The following is an 18,033-nucleotide window of genomic DNA, read 5'->3' on the forward strand; positions in this document are numbered from 1 at the left end:
CGAATGGAGGCTCTTCATGAGCGCTGTTATCACGCCTGCAGATTTTAACGATTACAAAGTTGCCGACATGTCCCTGGCTGCCTGGGGCCGTCGCGAAACCATCATCGCCGAGTCGGAAATGCCGGCCCTGATGGGTCTGCGCCGCAAGTACGCCTCCGAGCAGCCGCTCAAGGGCGCGAAAATCCTCGGCTGCATCCACATGACCATTCAGACTGCCGTGCTGATCGAAACCCTGGTTGCCCTGGGTGCCGAAGTACGCTGGTCGTCCTGCAACATATTCTCGACTCAGGATCAGGCCGCTGCGTCCATCGCTGCCGCCGGCATCCCGGTTTTCGCCTGGAAAGGCGAGACTGAAGAAGAGTACGAGTGGTGCCTGGAGCAGACCATCCTGAAAGATGGCCAGCCATGGGACGCCAACATGATCCTCGACGACGGCGGCGACCTGACTCAGCTGCTGCACGACAAGTACCCACAGGTGCTGGACCGCGTTCACGGCGTGACCGAAGAAACCACCACTGGCGTTCACCGCCTGCTGGACATGCTGGCAAAGGGCGAGCTGAAGATCCCGGCGATCAACGTCAACGACTCGGTGACCAAGTCCAAGAACGACAACAAGTACGGCTGCCGTCACAGCCTGAACGATGCGATCAAGCGCGGCACCGACCACCTGCTGTCCGGCAAGCAAGCGCTGGTCATCGGTTACGGTGACGTGGGCAAGGGCTCCGCGCAGTCCCTGCGTCAGGAAGGCATGATCGTCAAGGTCTCCGAAGTTGACCCGATCTGCGCCATGCAGGCCTGCATGGACGGTTTCGAACTGGTTTCGCCGTTCATCGACGGGATCAACGACGGCACCGAAGCAAGCATCGACAAAGCGCTGCTGGGCAAGATCGACCTGATCGTGACCACCACCGGTAACGTCAATGTTTGCGACGCGAACATGCTCAAAGCCCTGAAGAAGCGCGCTGTTGTCTGCAACATCGGTCACTTCGACAACGAAATCGACACCGCTTTCATGCGCAAGAACTGGGCATGGGAAGAAGTGAAGCCACAGGTCCACAAGATCCACCGTACCGGCCCGGGCGCTTTCGACGCGCAGAACGACGACTACCTGATCCTGCTGGCCGAAGGCCGTCTGGTGAACCTGGGCAACGCCACCGGTCACCCGAGCCGCATCATGGACGGTTCGTTCGCCAACCAGGTACTGGCGCAGATCTTCCTGTTCGGCCAGAAGTACGCCGACCTGTCGCCAGCCGAGAAAGCCGAGCGTCTGACCGTTGAAGTACTGCCGAAGAAACTCGACGAAGAAGTGGCCCTGGAAATGGTGCGCGGCTTCGGCGGCGTGGTCACTCAACTGACCAAGCAACAGGCTGACTACATCGGCGTCACCGTCGAAGGCCCGTTCAAGCCGCACGCTTACCGCTACTGATTGACGCGGCGGCCTGCTCTCCCTGTGGGAGCGGGCTTGCTCGCGAAAGCGGTCTGTCATTCAGCATTGATGTTGCCTGACCCGCCGCTTTCGCGAGCAAGCCCGCTCCCACATGGGCGGTGCAAGCCTCACAGGCTTCGTGTTTCCAAGGGTATTTCCCATGTCCCAAGACCGTCGCTACAGCTTCGAGTTCTTCCCGACCAAGACCGATGCTGGGCATGAAAAACTGCTCAACGTTGCCCGTCAGTTGGCAACGTACAACCCCGACTTCTTCTCCTGCACCTATGGCGCTGGTGGTTCGACCCGTGATCGCACCCTCAACACCGTTCTGCAACTGGAAAGCGAAGTCAAAGTACCGGCCGCCCCGCACCTGTCGTGCGTCGGCGACAGCAAGGACGACCTGCGCGGCCTGCTGAACGAGTACAAGGCGGCCGGCATCAAGCGCATCGTTGCGCTGCGCGGTGACCTGCCGTCCGGCATGGGCATGACCAGCGGCGAGCTGCGTCACGCCAACGAACTGGTTGAATTCATTCGTGAAGAAACCGGTGATCATTTCCACATCGAAGTTGCCGCTTACCCGGAGATGCATCCGCAAGCGCGCAATTACGAAGACGATCTCGCCAACTTCGTGCGCAAGGCCCGCGCCGGCGCCGACAGCGCCATCACCCAGTACTTCTTCAACGCCGACAGCTACTTCTACTTCGTCGACCGTTTGCAGGCGCTGGGCGTGGATATTCCAGTGGTGCCGGGGATCATGCCGATCACCAACTACAGCAAGCTGGCGCGTTTCTCCGATGCCTGCGGTGCGGAAATCCCGCGCTGGATCCGCAAGCAACTGGAAGCCTACGGCGATGACAGCCAGAGCATTCAGCGCTTCGGCGAGCAAGTTGTCAGCGAAATGTGCGAACGCCTGCTGCAGGGTGGCGCACCGGGGCTGCACTTCTATTCCATGAACCAAGCTGAACCTAGTCTGGCGATCTGGAATAACTTGAAGTTGCCGCGCTAAGCACTAAAAGAAAGATCAAAAAGATCGCAGCCTTCGGCAGCTCCTACAGGGGTGTCGTTGCTGCGATTTTTTGCTTTTGAATCCCCGAATTAGAGCTTGTGCAGGCACTTTCTGGCTCTTTCGCGTTTCTCGTCGTAATCTCAAGCCATGCCTTTTTTCGCGCAGTTTCTCACCGTGCTGGTTTTTGCTTGCCTGAGCTTTGCCGCTCGGGGCGAGAAGCTGCGTATTGTCACCGAGCCGTGGGCGCCTTACGTCTACGAAGAGGATGGCAAGAACCTCGGACTGGACTACGAAACCACCGCCATCGTATTCAAGCGTCTGGGAATCGAAGTCGAGTGGCAGTTCCTGCCGTGGAAACGCTGCTTGTCGATGCTCGAAACCGGCCAGGCTGACGGCGCGCTGGACATCTTTCACAGCGACGAGCGTGACGCCACCCTGCTCTATCCCATTGAACCGCTGTCGGACGTCGAGTTTGTGATGTTCTACGCCAACGACCGACCACATCCGTTCCGTCAGTTCGAAGACCTCAAAGGCCTGACCATCGGCACTTCGCCGGGCTATCTGTACAGCCCGGACTTCAGCGAATCGACACTGTTCACCCGCGAGCCGGCACCGACCCACGAGGCCAACTTCGGCAAACTGCTGCGCGGACGCATCGACTTGCTGATCACCGATCGCCGCGTGGGTCAGCATTTGCTCGATCAACTGAATATTCGCGATCAAATCACCGAAAACCCCACGGTCATCAGCCGTCAGAGCCAATATCTGGCGGTTCGACGCAATGCCGGGATGGACTTGCTGGTGGCGCGTTTCGGTGCCGAACTCAAGCGTTTCAAGCGCGAACCGGCCTACGCCGAGCTCAGCGCACGCTATGGCGCAGCACCGGTCGATGCCGTGCCGCTGGGCAATGCTTCGGCCAGCCGCAAAACCGTTGAGCAGCAGGAAAGCAGCGCGCAGTGATTGCTCTGTTATACTCCGGCGTTCCCGCCAGGCTCACGCCCGGACGCCCGGAACCGTAACAGGCCTCTCGACCCGCTACAGCGCAGCTTTCAGCCCGCGCGAGCGCTCCTGACGTGCCTTCGGAACCGCAGCAGGACCGGACGGGATCGCGTCCTCTTAAACGCGATTCGCGCCAGGCAAGACTCCCATTGGGCCAAGCCCTAACTAAAACAGGATTACTCATGTCCTTTGCTTCCCTCGGTCTCTCCGAGGCTTTAGTCCGTGCCATCGAAGATGCGGGCTATACCGAGCCTACTCCGGTGCAACAGCGGGCCATTCCCGCCGTGTTGCAAGGTCGCGACCTGATGGTTGCGGCACAGACAGGTACCGGTAAAACCGGCGGTTTCGCCCTTCCGATCCTGGAGCGGTTGTTCCCCAACGGTCACCCGGACAAATCCCAGCGTCATGGCCCGCGCCAACCGCGCGTACTGGTCCTGACCCCGACCCGCGAACTCGCGGCCCAGGTTCACGAGAGCTTCAAGATCTACGCCCGTGACCTGAAATTCGTCAGCGCCTGCATCTTCGGCGGCGTCGGCATGAACCCGCAAGTCCAGGCCATGTCCCGTGGCGTTGACGTCCTCGTCGCGTGCCCGGGTCGTCTGCTCGACCTCGCAGGCCAGGGCAGTGTCGATCTGTCCCACGTCGAAATCCTCGTCCTCGACGAAGCCGACCGCATGCTCGACATGGGCTTCGTTCACGACGTGAAAAAAGTCCTCGCGCGTCTGCCGGCCAAGCGTCAGAACCTGTTGTTCTCGGCGACGTTCTCCAAAGACATCACCGATCTTGCCGGCAAACTGCTGCACAACCCGGAACGCATCGAAGTCACGCCGCCGAACACCACGGTCGAGCGCATCGAGCAACGCGTGTTCCGTCTGCCGGCCAGCCACAAGCGTGCCCTGCTGGCGCACCTGATCACCGCCGGCGCCTGGGAACAGGTACTGGTGTTCACCCGCACCAAGCACGGCGCCAACCGTCTGGCCGAGTACCTGGACAAACACGGCCTGCCGGCTGTGGCGATCCACGGCAACAAGAGCCAGAACGCCCGCACCAAAGCCCTGGCCGATTTCAAGGCCGGTGAAGTGCGCATCCTGGTCGCGACCGACATCGCCGCGCGCGGTCTGGACATCGACCAGTTGCCACACGTGGTCAACTTCGAGCTGCCAAACGTCGATGAAGACTACGTGCACCGTATCGGCCGTACTGGCCGCGCCGGTCGTTCGGGCGAGGCGATCTCGCTGGTGGCCCCGGACGAAGAAAAACTGCTGAAAAGCATCGAACGCATGACCAAGCAGAAAATCGCCGACGGCGACCTGATGGGCTTCGATGCCAGCACCATCGAGGCCGAGAAACCTGAAGTGCGCGAGCGTCCGGACATGCGCAACCCGCGCAACTCCCGTGGCCCGCGTGGCGACGGCCCGAATGGCGGCGGCGGTGGCGGCGGTCGTAAAGACAAAGGCAAAGACAAGGGCAAGGAAAAACCCGCCGGCGAACGCGGCGAGCGCCCTGCCCGTCAGCAGAAACCACGTGAAGGCACCCCGGCCCGCGAACAGCGTCCGAGCCAGCCACCACGCGCTGCGGCTGATCGTGCACCGGACGAGTTCCTCGACGACGATATCGATAACTTCGGCAACCGCGTTGACTACGTGCCGAAAGCTGCTCCAGCCGGTGGCCGTGGTCGCCGTCCGGGTGCTCCGGCACAAAGTGCAGGCGCAGGCGCAGGCGCTCCACGCGGTGGTCAGTCGCAAGGTCGCCAGAACGGTCCGCGCAACAGCAACGGTTCGAGCACCGGCACCCCACCGGGCAAACGCAGCGGCCCGCGCAACGGTGCTCCGCGTGATGGCCAGGGCCGTCGTGACGAGTCCTCGCGCAACCGCCGCCCGGCTCGCGACGATCAGCAACGCGCCGAACCGGCCGTGCAGAACCCGCGCAGCACCGGGCCGAAGATCATGCACAAGGAGTCCAAGGCAGACCGCTTCCCGACGCCTGAGCAGCTCGATCAACTGCCGACCCGTCCGCGCGGTGAAAAACCAGCCTTGCTGACCCGCAATCGCTGAGTTATCGCGGCAATGAAAAATGCCCCGGTTCGAAAGAGCCGGGGCATTTTTTTATGCCGTCACGAATATCCCTGAATCACTGCATATCCCCTGTGGGAGCGAGCCTGCTCGCGAAGGCGGCGGGTCAGTCAGCAATGATGTTGACTGAATGACCGCTTTCGCGAGCAAGCCCGCTCCCACAATGGATCTGTAGTGTGCCGCAATAAAAAACGCCCCCGGCCTTACGACCGGGGGCGTTTTTGTATGGCGGCGAAAATTACTTCGCTTTCACACCTTCGAACGAGATGTACAGGTCGACCTTGTCGGACTGTGGACCCAGATCCATCATCTTGCCGAAATCAGAGCGCTTGATGCTGGTGGTGCCTTCAAAGCCGGCACGGTAGCCGCCCCATGGATCCTTGCCTTCGCCCAGGAACACAGCCTTGACCACGATTGGCTTGGTCACGCCGTGCAGGGTCAGGTCGCCGGTCACGTCGGCAGTGTCTTTGCCATCGGCGTTCTTGCCGGTGGATTTGACGCTGGTGGAGACGAACTTGGCGTCAGCGTATTTGCCCACGTCCAGGAAGTCTTTGCTGGAGATGTGCTTGTCGCGCTCGGCGTGGTTGGTGAACACGCTGGCGGTTTTCACGTTGAATTCGATTTTGCTGTCTTCAGGCTTGGCGGCGTCAAAGCTGAACTTGCCGTCGATGTCCTTGAAGGTACCGGTGATGTAGCTGTAGCCCAGGTGGCTGATCTTGAAGTCGACGAAAGCGTGCTGGCCTTCCTTGTCGACGGTGTAATCAGCAGCCATCACGTTCGCGGACAGTACGGCCGAACCAATTGCCAGAGCGGCCAGAGTCTTTTTCAACATGCTTTCTTTTCCTTTGAGTCGAGGTTGAATTTCAGGCTTTGCGACCGAGCATTCGAGTGAGGGTCGCATCACGATCGATAAAGTGGTGCTTCAATGCTGCCAACGCATGGAGACCGGAAAAAATTACCAGCGCCCATGCCAGCCAGAGATGAATCACCCCAGCGGTGTCTGCCTGATCCGGTAGCCCGGAAACCAGTGCAGGAACTTCAAACAGGCCAAACACCGGGATCCCGACACCGTCTGCGGTGGAAATCAGGTAACCGGCAAGCATCACAGCGAACAGCCCGACGTACAGAAACCCGTGGCCGAATTTGGCGCCGATGCGGGTCATGCGGCTGTAGCTTTGCAGCGTCGGTGGCGGTGGGCTGATAAAGCGCCACAACACCCGCAACACCATCACACCCAGCAGCACCAGACCGATGCTCTTGTGCAGATCCGGCGCGTCTTTGCGCCAGCTGCTGTAGTAATCCAGCCCCACCATCCACAGACCCAGCGCGAACAGCCCGAAGACCGCCAGCGCCACGCCCCAGTGCATGAAGATGCTGACCCAACCATAGCGTGAAGCAGAGTTACGTAGCTGCATTGCCCAAATCCTGTGAGAACTGCGAACCAAGACTAGCGAGTTATCTATCGAATTAAAGCGGAAAATTTTGCTTTGAAATATCGAGAAATACGATCAAGAGTCTGTAAGTGGCTTGTTAAGGAAAGATTAAACGGGAAAGTGTGGCGGGATGTTGTCGCCAGACAATGGAATTGAGTTGTCTGAGCGAGCCCTTCGCGAGCAGGCTCGCTCCCACAGGTGATCGCATTCTCTCTGAAAGCGCTCGGTCAAATGTGGGAGCGAGCCTGCTCGCGAAAGCGATCTGACAGGCAAAAAAAAGCGCGGCATAAACGCCGCGCTTTTTTCATTCACCGCAAGGCTTACTGCGCCTTGGTATCGGTCGTTGCCGCCGGAGCTGCTGCGGGCTTGGCCGCAGGTTTCGCCGCTGGCTTCTTCGCCGGCTCAGCCTTCTTCGCTGCAGGTTTCTTCGCGTCGGTTTTCGCTGCAGGCTTCTTCGCTGCAGGCTTGGCCGCCGCTTTCTTCGCCGGTTCAGCCTTCACCGGGGTCGCTGGTTTCGGCGCTTCTACCGGAGCTGGCGCAGGTGCCGGAGCCGGTGCAGGCGCTGGAGTGACCGGTGCTGGAGCTGGCTCAGGCGCCTTCACAGGTTCTGGCTTCTTCTCGTCATCCGAACCGCCAAACAGGTTGCTGAAGAAGTTGCCCTTCTTCGCCGCCACGGCACCCGCCGCGCCTGCCGCTGCTGCGGCTGGAACCACTTTGACCGGCTCAAACGACTTGCCGGCAGCCAGGTCTTCAACCTGACTGGCCGCACGCTGACCGGTGCGCAGCGCGCCTTCCAGAGTGCCCGGATACAGAGTGTCGGTGTGCTCGCCGGCAAACGCTACGCGTTGCAGTGGGCGCTCCCACATGCGCCAGAACTTGCTGATCTGGCCCGGGCCGTAAGCCAGGTAGGCGCCGCCCATCGACGGGTCAGTGCTGTAGCGACGGATTTCATAACCGGTGAACGAGCCACGGGCCTGTGGATAAAACGCGTGCAGACGGATCAGCACCTGATCGACCATCTGCTTGTCGCCGAACGCTTGCATCACGCGGGCATTGTCGCCGGACAGGTTGATCACCACGTTGGCGCCACCCTTCAGCGCCGGTTCGATCCAGAGCATGCCCAGACCTGCGTTGCTGTAGATCTCGCCGGACATGCGCGCCTTGCTTTCCCACACCGGCGTCTTGAACTTGAGCATGATCTGGTCGCGCCAGCCGTAGTTGGTACCCTTGATCGCGGCCAGGTGCTGAGCGTCCAGCGCCGGGGTCAGCGCAATTTTGTTCAGCGCACGCAGCGGCACGGCCAGCACCACGTAGTCAGCCTGATAGCCAACACTGCCGACCTTGACGGTCACGCCGTCCTTGTCCTGAGTGATCGCGGAAACCGGCGAGTTGGTCTTGATGGTCTTGATCTGTTTGACGAAGGCCTGGGCCAGTACCTGGCTGCCGCCGACCAGACGCGAGGCGCGCAGGTCGCGATCAGAAACGCCGCGATACACGCGGTTCTGCTGGGCGAAATACAGCAGCGACAGACGCGAAGGCTCGTCGTAGTGGGTGCGGATGTCCTGGTTGATCAACTGACGCGCGGTGGCCGGCAGGTTCTGCTTGTCGAGCCAGCTCGACACGTTGATCTGGTCCAGCGCATGCAGGGTGTTGGTCGCGGCCGGGTTCTGCGGGTCGTCGATCGAGCGCGCCAGATCGTCGAGGGTTTTCTGGTAGCGCTTCAAGGCGTCGGCGGTGGCCGGCTGCTTGGTCGCCAGATCGGCCGCGGAGAAGTACTCACCGTCGATCAGATAACCCGGTGTACGCACAAATTCAGGGGCTGGCGTGGTGCCCAGCTTGAAGGTCGAGACGTACTTGTTCAGCACCGGCTGGGTCTTGTCGTTGCCGATCCACTCGCTGGTGGCCATGCCCGAGCGACCGCCGAGGCTCGGCTTGGCTTCGAGCAGCGTGACCTGCCAGCCCTTGTTTTGCAGCTCGTAAGCTGCGGTCAGGCCCGACAGGCCGCCGCCGATCACGATTGCGGTTTTATCCTTGGCCAGCGCCGTAACGCTGAACAGCCCCAACATCACCAGCGCACAGGCGCGCAGCCAACCGACAGACATTCAGCGAACTCCGGAAATACACGTAGGAAAAAAGCAGTTTTGCGGGTCAGACGACCCAAAGAACCGCGAAGAATACGTCAGCCATCAAAACGCCGCCAGCGACGTCTATCGGCCCATACAAAGTAGCTCAATCGACGCAATGGGTTGTCCCGGCGCGATGCATTGCATAGGCTTGCGCGATTGTTTGCCCGCGCCTGACGCGAGCCGCCTCGAGGAGACTGTAAATGGGCCTGAATAACCAGTGGATGCAACGCGACCTCGCGGTGCTGTGGCATCCCTGCACCCAGATGAAAGACCACGAACAGCTGCCGCTGATCCCGATCAAGCGCGGTGAAGGCGTCTGGCTCGAAGACTTCGAAGGCAAGCGCTACCTCGACGCCGTCAGCTCCTGGTGGGTCAACGTGTTCGGCCACGCCAACCCGCGCATCAACCAGCGCATCAAGGATCAGGTCGATCAGTTGGAGCACGTGATTCTGGCCGGTTTCAGCCATCAACCGGTGATCGAACTGTCCGAGCGTCTGGTGAAGATGACCCCGGAAGGCCTGAATCGGGTGTTCTACGCCGATAACGGTTCGTCCTGCATCGAAGTCGCGCTGAAAATGAGCTTTCACTACTGGCTCAACCGCGGCCAGCCAAACAAAAAGCGCTTCGTCACCCTGACCAACAGCTACCACGGCGAAACCATGGCAGCGATGGCGGTCGGCGACGTGCCGCTGTTCACCGAAACCTACAAAGCGCTGCTGATGGACACCATCAAGGTGCCAAGCCCGGATTGCTACCTGCGCCCCGAAGGCATGAGCTGGGAGGAACATTCGCGCAACCTGTTCGCCGCCATGGAACAAACCTTGGCAGAACATCATGACAGCGTTGCGGCAGTCATCGTCGAGCCGTTGATTCAGGGCGCCGGCGGCATGCGCATGTATCACCCGGTGTACCTCAAGCTGCTGCGCGAGGCCTGCGACCGCTACGGCGTGCACCTGATCCACGACGAAATCGCCGTCGGTTTCGGCCGCACCGGGACAATGTTTGCGTGTGAGCAGGCCGGCATCCGCCCGGACTTCCTCTGCCTGTCCAAGGCCCTGACCGGCGGCTATCTGCCGCTGGCAGCGTGCCTGACCACCGACGAGGTCTACAGCGCGTTCTACGACGACTACCCGACCCTGCGAGCCTTCCTCCACTCGCACAGCTACACCGGCAACCCGCTGGCCTGTGCGGCGGCGCTGGCGACCCTGGATATCTTCGAGCAGGACAACGTCATCGAGAACAACCAGGCACTGGCCCGGCGCATGGCCTCGGCCACTGCGCATCTGGTCGATCACCCGAATGTCTCGGAAGTGCGGCAGACCGGCATGGTGCTGGCGATCGAAATGGTCAAGGATAAAGCCACCAAAGAGGCCTACCCTTGGCAGGAGCGACGAGGCCTGAAGGTGTTCCAGCATGCGCTGGAGCGTGGCGCGCTGCTGCGTCCGCTGGGCAGCGTGGTGTATTTCCTGCCGCCGTACGTGATTACCCCGGAGCAGATCGACTTCCTCGCCGAAGTCGCCAGCGAAGGCATCGACATCGCCACCCGGGACAGCGTCAGCGTGGCGGTGCCGAAGGATTTCCACCCGGGTTTCCGTGATCCGGGCTGATTGAGAATTTGTGGCGCCTGAACTGCCGCTTTCGCGAGCAGGCTCGCTCCCACCCTGGAATGCATTTCCCTGTGGGAGCGAGCCTGCTCGCGAATGAAGTCGACACCGATCCAACTGATCCACATCTTTCCAGAGACCCGAAATGAGACTGTCCCGCTTCTTTATCGACGCCCCCCTGAGCACCGGCGAACACGAACTGCCGGAAGCCCAGGCGCATTACATCAGCCGCGTGCTGCGCATGGCCGAGGGCGATGCGGTGCAGTTGTTCGACGGTTCCGGCCATGAGTTTCGCGGCTCGCTGGTGGAAGTCGGCAAGAAACGCGTCGTCGTGCAGATCGACGAGCAGTTAGCCGGGCAGATTGAATCGCCGCTGCAGATCCACCTCGGCCAGGGCCTGTCCCGGGGCGAACGCATGGACTGGGCGATCCAGAAAGCCACCGAGCTGGGCGTGACGGAAATCACCCCGATCTTCAGCGACCGCTGCGAAGTGCGCCTGAAGGACGAACGCGCCGACAAACGCCTGCTGCACTGGCGTCAGGTGGCGATCAGCGCCTGCGAGCAATGCGGCCGCTCGCGGGTGCCGGTGATTCATCCGCCGGTGCTGCTGGCCGACTGGCTGAAACAAACCCAGGCCGAGTTGAAATTGGTGCTGCACCCGGTGGCCGAGCCGTTGGTCAGCCATGCCAAGCCGGCGACGCTGGCGTTTCTGATCGGGCCGGAGGGTGGTTTGTCGGATGCCGAGGTCGAGCAGGCCAAGGGCAACGGCTTCCATGCAGCTCGGCTTGGGCCGCGAGTATTGCGCACCGAGACCGCGCCAGTGGTTGCACTGGCGGTGGCTCAGCAGCTTTGGGGTGACTTCTAGGGCCTCTTCGCGAGCAAACCCGCTCCCACATTGGATTTCCAGTGAGCACAAATTTTGTGTACACCCGAGAACTACTGTGGGAGCGGGCTTGCTCGCGAAAAGCTTCCCCTCGGTCTGACTGTCACTCCACCGGATCACTGACTGGCCTGGCAATGATCGCCTTCAACTCGCTGGTCATCGGAAACTCCAGGTTCAACCCCTTTGGCGGGATCGGCTGTTCGAACCACTTACGGTAGATCCCGTTGATCTCCCCCGAGCTGTACAGATCGGCCAGCGCGTCGTTCACCAGCGCGAGGAATGGCGGATCATCCTTGCGCACCATGCAGCTGTAGATTTCCCGCGATTGTTCCTCCCCCACCACGACCCAGTTGTGCGGGTCCCGCGCCTTGGCCCGCTCGCCGTAGAGCAATGCGTCGTCCATGTAGAAGGCCGCTGCCCGTCCCGACTGCAGCATCTGGAACGCCTCGCCGTGATCCTTGGCGCTGATCACGAACATGTTCAGTTTGTGGTCGAGGTTGTAGCTCTTCAGATAGCGCTCGTTGGTGGTGCCGGCGGTGGTCACCACGTTCTTGCCGCGCAGGTCATCGAAGCTGTGAATGCCGCTGTCCTTTGCGGTCAGCAACTGCCCTTTTACGTAGATGAAACCGTAGGAGAACGCGACCTGTTTCTGCCGCTCGGCCGTCACCCCGGTGGAGCCGCACTCAAGATCAACCGTGCCGTTCTGCACCAGCGGAATCCGCGTCTGCGACGTCACCAGGTTGTACTTCACCTTCAGCTCCGGCAACGCCAGTTGCTGCTTGATCCGCTCGACAATCTTGCCCGCCAGCTCCACCGAATACCCCATCGGCTGCCCGGTGTGATCGCCCACATACGAGAACGGCACCGACGCATCGCGATAGCCCAGGGTGATGCTGTTGGCGCTGGCGATCTTGCCAAGCGCGCCGGTCAGCGGCACTTCATTGGCCTGTGCCTGGGCGCCGATGAACAGCGCCAGTGTGCAGCCGAGCAACGTGATTTTTTGCATTGTTATTCTCCGTTGTGGTTGGGGTGTTTGAGCAGAAGCCGTCACGCCGCACGGGGATTGAAGCCGTGCAGATCAATGGATGTACGCTGCTGGCCGATCAGTTCGCTGAGCAACTGCCCGCTGCCGCAGGCCAGGGTGAAACCGAGCGCGCCGTGGCCGAGGTTGAGCCACAGATTGCGATACGCCGTGGCGCCCAACAACGGTACGCCGGTTGGGGTGGCCGGGCGCATGCCCGCCCACTCCACAGCCGCGTCGTAATTGCCGGCATCGGGAAAGGTGTCGCGGGCCTGGCGCTTGATCAGTGCCAACCGCTCGGGATCTACCGCCGGGTCGAAACCGACGATGTCGACCATCGCCGCCACGCGTAACTGTTCGCCGATGCGCGCGTAGACGATCTTGCGGTCGTAGTCGGTGATGCTCACGTCCGGCGCCCGATGCCCGTTGCCGATCGGCACGGTCAGGCTGTAACCCTTCAGCGGATACAGCGGCACGTGCAGGCCGGGCAGCGCCAGCAAAGGGCTTCGGTGCCCGGCGGCGATCACCAGTTGGTCGACCGGCAGGGTTTCGTCGCCAAGCTCAATGGCGGTGACGGCGCCGTGGCTGTGACGAATGCCGCTGACTGCCTGACCGAAACGAAACTCGCAGCGGCCCGACGCCTTCAATCGCACCGCCAACTGCTGGCAAAAGGCGTGACAGTCGCCGACTTCTTCATCCGGCGTGTAGATCGCGCCCACAAACGGCGCCTTGGCCAAGGCCGGTTCCAGTTGCGCACATTCGGTGGCGGACAACACCTGTTGTTGCTGCGGATCGGCCAGGCCCTTGCGCGCATGGTCGAAGCTGACGGCATTGCGGAAGGTCACCAGTTTGCCGTTGCGCCGCCAGTTGAAACCGGTGAGTCCGTCATCCTCGCGCCAGCGTTTCAGCGTGCTCTGGCTGAACAGCGCCAGACGCAACAGATGCGCCGCGTTTTCGCGGTTGACCGAGGTGCGGCAGGCGGCGAGAAACGACGCCATCCAGCGCCACTGCGCCGGGTCCAGACGCGGGCGCAGCTTGAGGGGTGAGTCGCCGCGCAGCATCCAGCCGATCGCCTGCATCGGCACGCCGGCATCGGCCAGCGGCGCCACATAGCGGTAGGACAACTGGCCGCCGTTGGCGAAGCTGGTTTCGCTGCCCAGCGACCGCCGCGCCTCGACCACTGTCACTTCGAAACCGTCGCGCACCAGCGCATAGGCCGTTGCCAACCCGATCACGCCGCCGCCGATGATGCACACACGCTGAGCCATGTCCGTCCCTATTTCTATGTGAAGACGAGGCTGAGGTTAGGGTGAGGTGACAGGCGCCGAACAATGAATAAAGATGCCAGACCTATAAACAAAGGTTATGGACTCGCCATGCGCCTTCGCCACATCGAGATTTTCCAGGCCATCCGCCAGACCGGCTCGGTCAGCGCCGCTGCGCAATTGCTGCACGTCTCGCAACCGGCGGTGACCAAAGTGCTGCAGCACGCCGAGCAGCAGTTGGGCTTTCCGTTGTTTCTGCGGGTGCGCGGTAAATTGCAGGCGACCCCGGAAGCGCTGGAGCTGGAGCGCGAAGTCGACAAGGTCACGGAAAGTCTGCAGGGCGTGCGGCGCCTGGCACAGAGCCTGCGCCGCGAACCCGGCCACAGCCTGCGGATCGGCGCGACTCCGGCGCTGGCGCTGTCGCTGCTGCCGCCGGCGATCCGGCAATGGACGGCGCAATTCCCGGACATCGCCTGCGAACTGTCCAGTGCCCACAGCCGCGAGTTGATGCAGAACCTGCTGATGCGCGAAGTGGACGTGGCCCTGACGTTGCAGTTGCCGGATCACCCGGGGCTGAAAGCGCAGCCGCTGGCGGCGGGGGTGCTGGTGGCGTTGGCGCCAAAGGACTTCTGGCCGCCGGCAGACGTCGGCAAACCGCTGCCACTGATGGCGCTTGCGGATGTGCCGCTGATTGGTTTATCCAGCGCCGATCCATTGGCGGCAAGGCTCGACAGCTATCTGGAAGCGGTGGAGCCACCGCCACGGGTGCGGATTGCCGTGCAGACCTATTCGCTGGCACGGGCGATGGTCGAGTCCGGCGCCGGCGTCGCGGTGATCGATCCGTTCACCGCACTGGGCGCCTCTGTGGCAACCACCACCCTCCGCCCCCTCGCCCCGCCACTGCCGATCACTTTGTACGCCGTGACCCGCGCCAGCGAGCCACCACCGCATACGCTCAACGATCTGCTGCAGATTTTCAGTCAGCGAGCTGAACAACAACTCAATAACCTGCACTCGGCACAAGTCTGATGTGGGAACACAATCTAATGTGGGAGATTGGGGACAATTTCAGTTAGAGGACATAAAACAGAATCGCCACAAAGTGCAGCAGACTCCCGGCGATCACGAACAGATGCCAGATCCCGTGCGCATGCCGTAACCGGTGATCCAGGGCAAAAAAGATGATGCCCACGGTATACAACACCCCGCCCGACGCCAGCCAGGCAAAGCCTGCCGTGCCCAACGCCGCAATCAACGGCTTGACCGCCACCAGCACGATCCAGCCCATCACCGCATAGATCACGATCGACAGGATTCGCGCTTCGGAGCGTGGTTTGATCTCCTGCAGGATGCCGATCAGCGCCAGCCCCCAGACAATTCCGAACAGCGTCCAGCCCCACGGCCCGCGCAGCGTCACCAGACAGAACGGCGTGTAGCTGCCGGCGATCAGCAGGTAGATCGAAAAGTGATCGACCTTCTTCATGATCGCTTTCTTGCGCCCGCGCACGCTGTGGTACACGGTCGAGGCGCTGTAGAGCACCAGCAAGGTAAAGGCGTAGATCGCCACGCTGACAATTTTCCACGGACTGCCGTCGAGGCTGGCAATCACCAGCATCCACACGCCGCCGATAAATGCGGCCACTGCCCCGACCAGATGCGTCCAGGCGTTGAGTTTTTCCCCGTGATACATGTGTCGCTCACCTCAAGATTCGTTACCGCAACGCGCAAGGCTCGGGCCTTGAGCGTAAAAGCGCAATGTTTCTGTTCAACGCGGACCTGCGCACGCCACGGTAATTGGGCACAATCGGTCGATACCAAAAAGAGTCCGCGCCATGCTGATCGACGAAGAATTGACCCTGAAAAAACTCGAGGTGTTCCTCGCCTTCATGCGCACCGGCAACCTGGCGCGCGCCGCTGTCGAGTTGCAGACCAGCAATGTCAGCGTGCACCGGGCAATCCATTCGCTGGAAAGCGCCCTGCGCTGCCCGCTGTTCAAGCACGAAGGGCGCAACCTGACGCCACTGGAAAGCGCCTACGTGCTCGAAGAACGCGCACAGAAGTTGATCAACGACGTCGTCGAAAGCGTGCGCCTGACTCGCGAAGCCGCCGGGTTCTCCGCTGAACGCTTCAAGCTCGGCTCGCTGTATTCGCTGACAGTGAAAACCGTACCGCAACTGATCATGGGCCTGAAGATCCGTCGCAGCGAACTCAACATCGACCTGATCCTCGGCTCGAATATCGACCTGTTCTACAAGCTGAAGAACATGGAAGTCGACGCGATTCTGGTGTCGCTGGACGACACGGTCAGCGATCCGGACTGCGAGCAGATCCCGTTGTTCTCCGACGACATTTTCCTCGCCACGCCGGCAGATTCAAGATTCGCCCAGCGTCAGGAAGTCGATCTGGCGGAGGTGCGCGACGAAACCTTCATCACCCTGACCCAAGGCTTTGCCACCCATCAGGACGGTATTCGGGTGTTCAAGCAGGCGGGGTTCGAGCCGAAGGTGGCGATGCAGGTCAACGACATCTTCACCCTGCTGAGCATGGTCAGCTCGGGGGTGGGTTATGCGTTGCTGCCGGGAAGGATTGCGGCGGTGTACGAGAACCGGGTGAAGCTGATTCCGTTGCAGGAGAAGTACCGCTTGCAGCAGCACATTGGCGTGGTGTTCCTGAAGGCCAAGGAACGTGATCCGAATCTGCTGGCGTTGCTGGCGGAGTGTCGGATGTATGCCAATCGACAGGTTGGGATTTAGAGCAAAATCAAGATCAAGAGCTACCCCCTCACCCCAGCCCTCTCCCCCAAGGGGTAGAGGGGGAAAGGGAGCAGATCTTCATGGGTTTCAAGACCTGAGTTCGACTCAGGACTTTCAAGTCGGCATACCTCCAGCATCCAACTCGGTCAGTCCCCTCTCCCCCCGGGAGAGGGTTAGGGTGAGGGGCTTTTGATTTTCAGCCCACAATACCGCGAACAATGAAGAACAACAGCGAAGGCCCCAGCAAGCACCCAAGCCCGGTGTGAAACGTCGCCGTCAACGCCCCATAAGGCACCAAGCGCCGATCCGTCGCCGCCAGCCCTGCGGTCACCCCGCTCACCGTCCCGGCCAAACCACCGAACACCATCGCCGAACGCGGGTTATCCAGGCCCATCCAGCGCGCCGCGACCGGCGTGCCGACCATCACCAGAATCGCCTTGATCAACCCAGTGGCAATCGACAGCGCCATCACATCCGAGGTCGCGCCAATCGCTGCGCCAGTCACTGGGCCGACGATGTAGGTCACCGCGCCCGCGCCGATGGTGGTCATGCTCACCGCATCGCGATAGCCGAAGGCCCAGGCCATGCTCGCGCCAACAATGAACGGCAGGATCGTACCGAGCAGCAGCGCGATCACGCCAATCAACCCGGCCTTCTTCGCCTCGGTCGCCTGCACTTCGAACGCCGTGGCGACAATCGCGAAATCACGCAGCATCGCACCGCCCATCAGGCCGATGCCGGAGAACAGCGTCAGATCCGCCAGGCCTTTCTGGCCACCAGTCAGGGTGCCGCCGACCCAGGCCAGTACCAGACCGATGACGATGGCAATCGCCGAGCCGTGAATGCGCCCGAAGGTCAGGCGTTTCGAGAGAATCACCGAGACCCACATGATCACGCCGACGAAAGCGAACGCGGTGATCAGGCCGTTGTGTTCCAGACCGTTTTCAATGAGTGCCCACATGTCAGCGACCTCCTACCGGGGTGCCGACCGGGGTGACTTCCACCGGTTCGTCGGGCAACGGTTCGCCTTTATGGGTGCGGCTGATCAGGGCAATCGTGCAGCCACAGACCAGCACCGAACCGATGGCCGCCAGCACCGCCACCGGGCCGCCGTGCAGGGCGGTGACGACGTTCTGTTGCGCGGCCATCGCCACCACCACCGGAATGTACATCGCGCCCCAGAAGCCGACGCCCATCTCACAATCCTTGGTCATGCCGCCGCGTTTCTGCATCCACAACCGCGCGCAGATCAACAGGATCATGGCGATGCCGACCCCGCCGACGTTGGATTTGACGCCCAGCAACACGCCGAGCATGTCGCCCATGATCACCCCTGCCAGCGTACAGATCGCCAACAGCGCCACACCGTAAATAATCATTGTTGTAGTCCTCAAAGTGCATCGTCGAATGTTGTTTTTGTTGTTCGAAGCCTGAGTCGCGGCGGT

At 61.4% G+C, this 18,033-nt stretch carries 16 protein-coding genes; 8 read left to right on the forward strand and 8 right to left on the reverse strand.

The features are described from left to right. Positions 1 to 16: 16 nt before the first annotated feature. From ahcY to CRO59_RS17695, 4 genes are all read left to right on the forward strand, one after another. A complete protein-coding gene (gene ahcY, locus CRO59_RS17675; protein ID WP_096795737.1) occupies positions 17 to 1,426 on the forward strand; it encodes an adenosylhomocysteinase in 1,410 nt (469 codons plus the stop codon). Between the two features lie 160 nt (positions 1,427 to 1,586). Beyond that, positions 1,587 to 2,432, forward strand: a complete 846-nt coding sequence (gene metF, locus CRO59_RS17685; protein ID WP_003229047.1) for a methylenetetrahydrofolate reductase [NAD(P)H] — start codon at positions 1,587 to 1,589, stop codon at positions 2,430 to 2,432. Positions 2,433 to 2,579: 147 nt separating this feature from the next. Next, a complete protein-coding gene (locus CRO59_RS17690; RefSeq protein ID WP_097089004.1) occupies positions 2,580 to 3,392 on the forward strand; it encodes an ABC transporter substrate-binding protein in 813 nt (270 codons plus the stop codon). 221 nt (positions 3,393 to 3,613) lie between these two features. After that, positions 3,614 to 5,485 (forward strand): DEAD/DEAH box helicase, encoded by a 1,872-nt coding sequence (locus CRO59_RS17695; RefSeq protein ID WP_097089002.1) that lies wholly within the window; start codon positions 3,614 to 3,616, stop codon positions 5,483 to 5,485. A gap of 256 nt (positions 5,486 to 5,741) precedes the next feature. Here the strand turns inward: CRO59_RS17695 and CRO59_RS17700 are convergent, their stop codons facing one another. From CRO59_RS17700 to CRO59_RS17710, 3 genes are all read right to left on the reverse strand, one after another. Then, positions 5,742 to 6,335 (reverse strand): YceI family protein, encoded by a 594-nt coding sequence (locus CRO59_RS17700; RefSeq protein ID WP_096795740.1) that lies wholly within the window; start codon positions 6,333 to 6,335, stop codon positions 5,742 to 5,744. Positions 6,336 to 6,366: 31 nt separating this feature from the next. Further along, a complete protein-coding gene (locus CRO59_RS17705; protein WP_047596555.1) occupies positions 6,367 to 6,918 on the reverse strand; it encodes a cytochrome b in 552 nt (183 codons plus the stop codon). Positions 6,919 to 7,256: 338 nt separating this feature from the next. Next, on the reverse strand, positions 7,257 to 9,038 hold the full coding sequence (locus tag CRO59_RS17710) for a flavin monoamine oxidase family protein (RefSeq protein WP_027610603.1): 1,782 nt from the start codon (positions 9,036 to 9,038) through the stop codon (positions 7,257 to 7,259). Between the two features lie 224 nt (positions 9,039 to 9,262). Here CRO59_RS17710 and CRO59_RS17715 point away from each other — a divergent pair, with 224 nt between their 5' ends. Together CRO59_RS17715 and CRO59_RS17720 are read left to right on the forward strand one after the other, a co-directional pair. Then, positions 9,263 to 10,669, forward strand: coding sequence for an adenosylmethionine--8-amino-7-oxononanoate transaminase (locus tag CRO59_RS17715; RefSeq protein WP_024164438.1), 1,407 nt, complete (start codon positions 9,263 to 9,265; stop codon positions 10,667 to 10,669). Positions 10,670 to 10,811: 142 nt separating this feature from the next. Further along, positions 10,812 to 11,531, forward strand: coding sequence for a 16S rRNA (uracil(1498)-N(3))-methyltransferase (locus CRO59_RS17720; protein WP_096795744.1), 720 nt, complete (start codon positions 10,812 to 10,814; stop codon positions 11,529 to 11,531). A 121-nt stretch (positions 11,532 to 11,652) separates the two neighbouring features. On the opposite strand, the gene CRO59_RS17725 is transcribed toward CRO59_RS17720, so the two are convergent. Both CRO59_RS17725 and CRO59_RS17730 read right to left on the reverse strand, forming a co-directional pair. Then, a complete protein-coding gene (locus CRO59_RS17725; protein WP_027610600.1) occupies positions 11,653 to 12,555 on the reverse strand; it encodes a transporter substrate-binding domain-containing protein in 903 nt (300 codons plus the stop codon). A 41-nt stretch (positions 12,556 to 12,596) separates the two neighbouring features. Beyond that, positions 12,597 to 13,838, reverse strand: coding sequence for a D-amino acid dehydrogenase (locus tag CRO59_RS17730; RefSeq protein ID WP_097089000.1), 1,242 nt, complete (start codon positions 13,836 to 13,838; stop codon positions 12,597 to 12,599). A 108-nt stretch (positions 13,839 to 13,946) separates the two neighbouring features. On the opposite strand from CRO59_RS17730, the gene CRO59_RS17735 reads away from it, so the two are divergent. After that, positions 13,947 to 14,864, forward strand: a complete 918-nt coding sequence (locus CRO59_RS17735) for a LysR family transcriptional regulator (RefSeq protein WP_027610598.1) — start codon at positions 13,947 to 13,949, stop codon at positions 14,862 to 14,864. A gap of 43 nt (positions 14,865 to 14,907) precedes the next feature. Here the strand turns inward: CRO59_RS17735 and CRO59_RS17740 are convergent, their stop codons facing one another. Then, the gene (locus CRO59_RS17740; RefSeq protein ID WP_007964065.1) at positions 14,908 to 15,525 is read right to left on the reverse strand and encodes a hemolysin III family protein; all 618 of its coding nucleotides are present in this window, start codon (positions 15,523 to 15,525) and stop codon (positions 14,908 to 14,910) included. Positions 15,526 to 15,667: 142 nt separating this feature from the next. Between CRO59_RS17740 and CRO59_RS17745 the strand changes: the two genes are divergently transcribed. Then, on the forward strand, positions 15,668 to 16,588 hold the full coding sequence (locus tag CRO59_RS17745; protein WP_097088997.1) for a LysR substrate-binding domain-containing protein: 921 nt from the start codon (positions 15,668 to 15,670) through the stop codon (positions 16,586 to 16,588). Positions 16,589 to 16,784: 196 nt separating this feature from the next. On the opposite strand, the gene madM is transcribed toward CRO59_RS17745, so the two are convergent. Continuing rightward, on the reverse strand, positions 16,785 to 17,549 hold the full coding sequence (madM, locus tag CRO59_RS17750) for a malonate transporter subunit MadM (protein ID WP_027610596.1): 765 nt from the start codon (positions 17,547 to 17,549) through the stop codon (positions 16,785 to 16,787). Between the two features lies 1 nt (position 17,550). Beyond that, entirely contained in the window at positions 17,551 to 17,967 is a 417-nt protein-coding gene (gene madL, locus CRO59_RS17755) for a malonate transporter subunit MadL (protein WP_027610595.1), read from the reverse strand. Positions 17,968 to 18,033: the final 66 nt, after the last annotated feature.

The sequence above is a fragment of the Pseudomonas sp. LAMO17WK12:I5 genome, from assembly GCF_900215165.1.
Lineage (GTDB): Bacteria > Pseudomonadota > Gammaproteobacteria > Pseudomonadales > Pseudomonadaceae > Aquipseudomonas > Aquipseudomonas putida_A.

Coding starts and splice junctions, on each gene's coding strand:
- ahcY (WP_096795737.1), top strand. CDS start 17: ATGAGCGCTGTTATCACGCCTGCAGATTTTAACGATTACAAAGTTGCC.
- metF (WP_003229047.1), top strand. CDS start 1,587: ATGTCCCAAGACCGTCGCTACAGCTTCGAGTTCTTCCCGACCAAGACC.
- CRO59_RS17690 (WP_097089004.1), top strand. CDS start 2,580: ATGCCTTTTTTCGCGCAGTTTCTCACCGTGCTGGTTTTTGCTTGCCTG.
- CRO59_RS17695 (WP_097089002.1), top strand. CDS start 3,614: ATGTCCTTTGCTTCCCTCGGTCTCTCCGAGGCTTTAGTCCGTGCCATC.
- CRO59_RS17700 (WP_096795740.1), bottom strand. CDS start 6,335: ATGTTGAAAAAGACTCTGGCCGCTCTGGCAATTGGTTCGGCCGTACTG.
- CRO59_RS17705 (WP_047596555.1), bottom strand. CDS start 6,918: ATGCAGCTACGTAACTCTGCTTCACGCTATGGTTGGGTCAGCATCTTC.
- CRO59_RS17710 (WP_027610603.1), bottom strand. CDS start 9,038: ATGTCTGTCGGTTGGCTGCGCGCCTGTGCGCTGGTGATGTTGGGGCTG.
- CRO59_RS17715 (WP_024164438.1), top strand. CDS start 9,263: ATGGGCCTGAATAACCAGTGGATGCAACGCGACCTCGCGGTGCTGTGG.
- CRO59_RS17720 (WP_096795744.1), top strand. CDS start 10,812: ATGAGACTGTCCCGCTTCTTTATCGACGCCCCCCTGAGCACCGGCGAA.
- CRO59_RS17725 (WP_027610600.1), bottom strand. CDS start 12,555: ATGCAAAAAATCACGTTGCTCGGCTGCACACTGGCGCTGTTCATCGGC.
- CRO59_RS17730 (WP_097089000.1), bottom strand. CDS start 13,838: ATGGCTCAGCGTGTGTGCATCATCGGCGGCGGCGTGATCGGGTTGGCA.
- CRO59_RS17735 (WP_027610598.1), top strand. CDS start 13,947: ATGCGCCTTCGCCACATCGAGATTTTCCAGGCCATCCGCCAGACCGGC.
- CRO59_RS17740 (WP_007964065.1), bottom strand. CDS start 15,525: ATGTATCACGGGGAAAAACTCAACGCCTGGACGCATCTGGTCGGGGCA.
- CRO59_RS17745 (WP_097088997.1), top strand. CDS start 15,668: ATGCTGATCGACGAAGAATTGACCCTGAAAAAACTCGAGGTGTTCCTC.
- madM (WP_027610596.1), bottom strand. CDS start 17,549: ATGTGGGCACTCATTGAAAACGGTCTGGAACACAACGGCCTGATCACC.
- madL (WP_027610595.1), bottom strand. CDS start 17,967: ATGATTATTTACGGTGTGGCGCTGTTGGCGATCTGTACGCTGGCAGGG.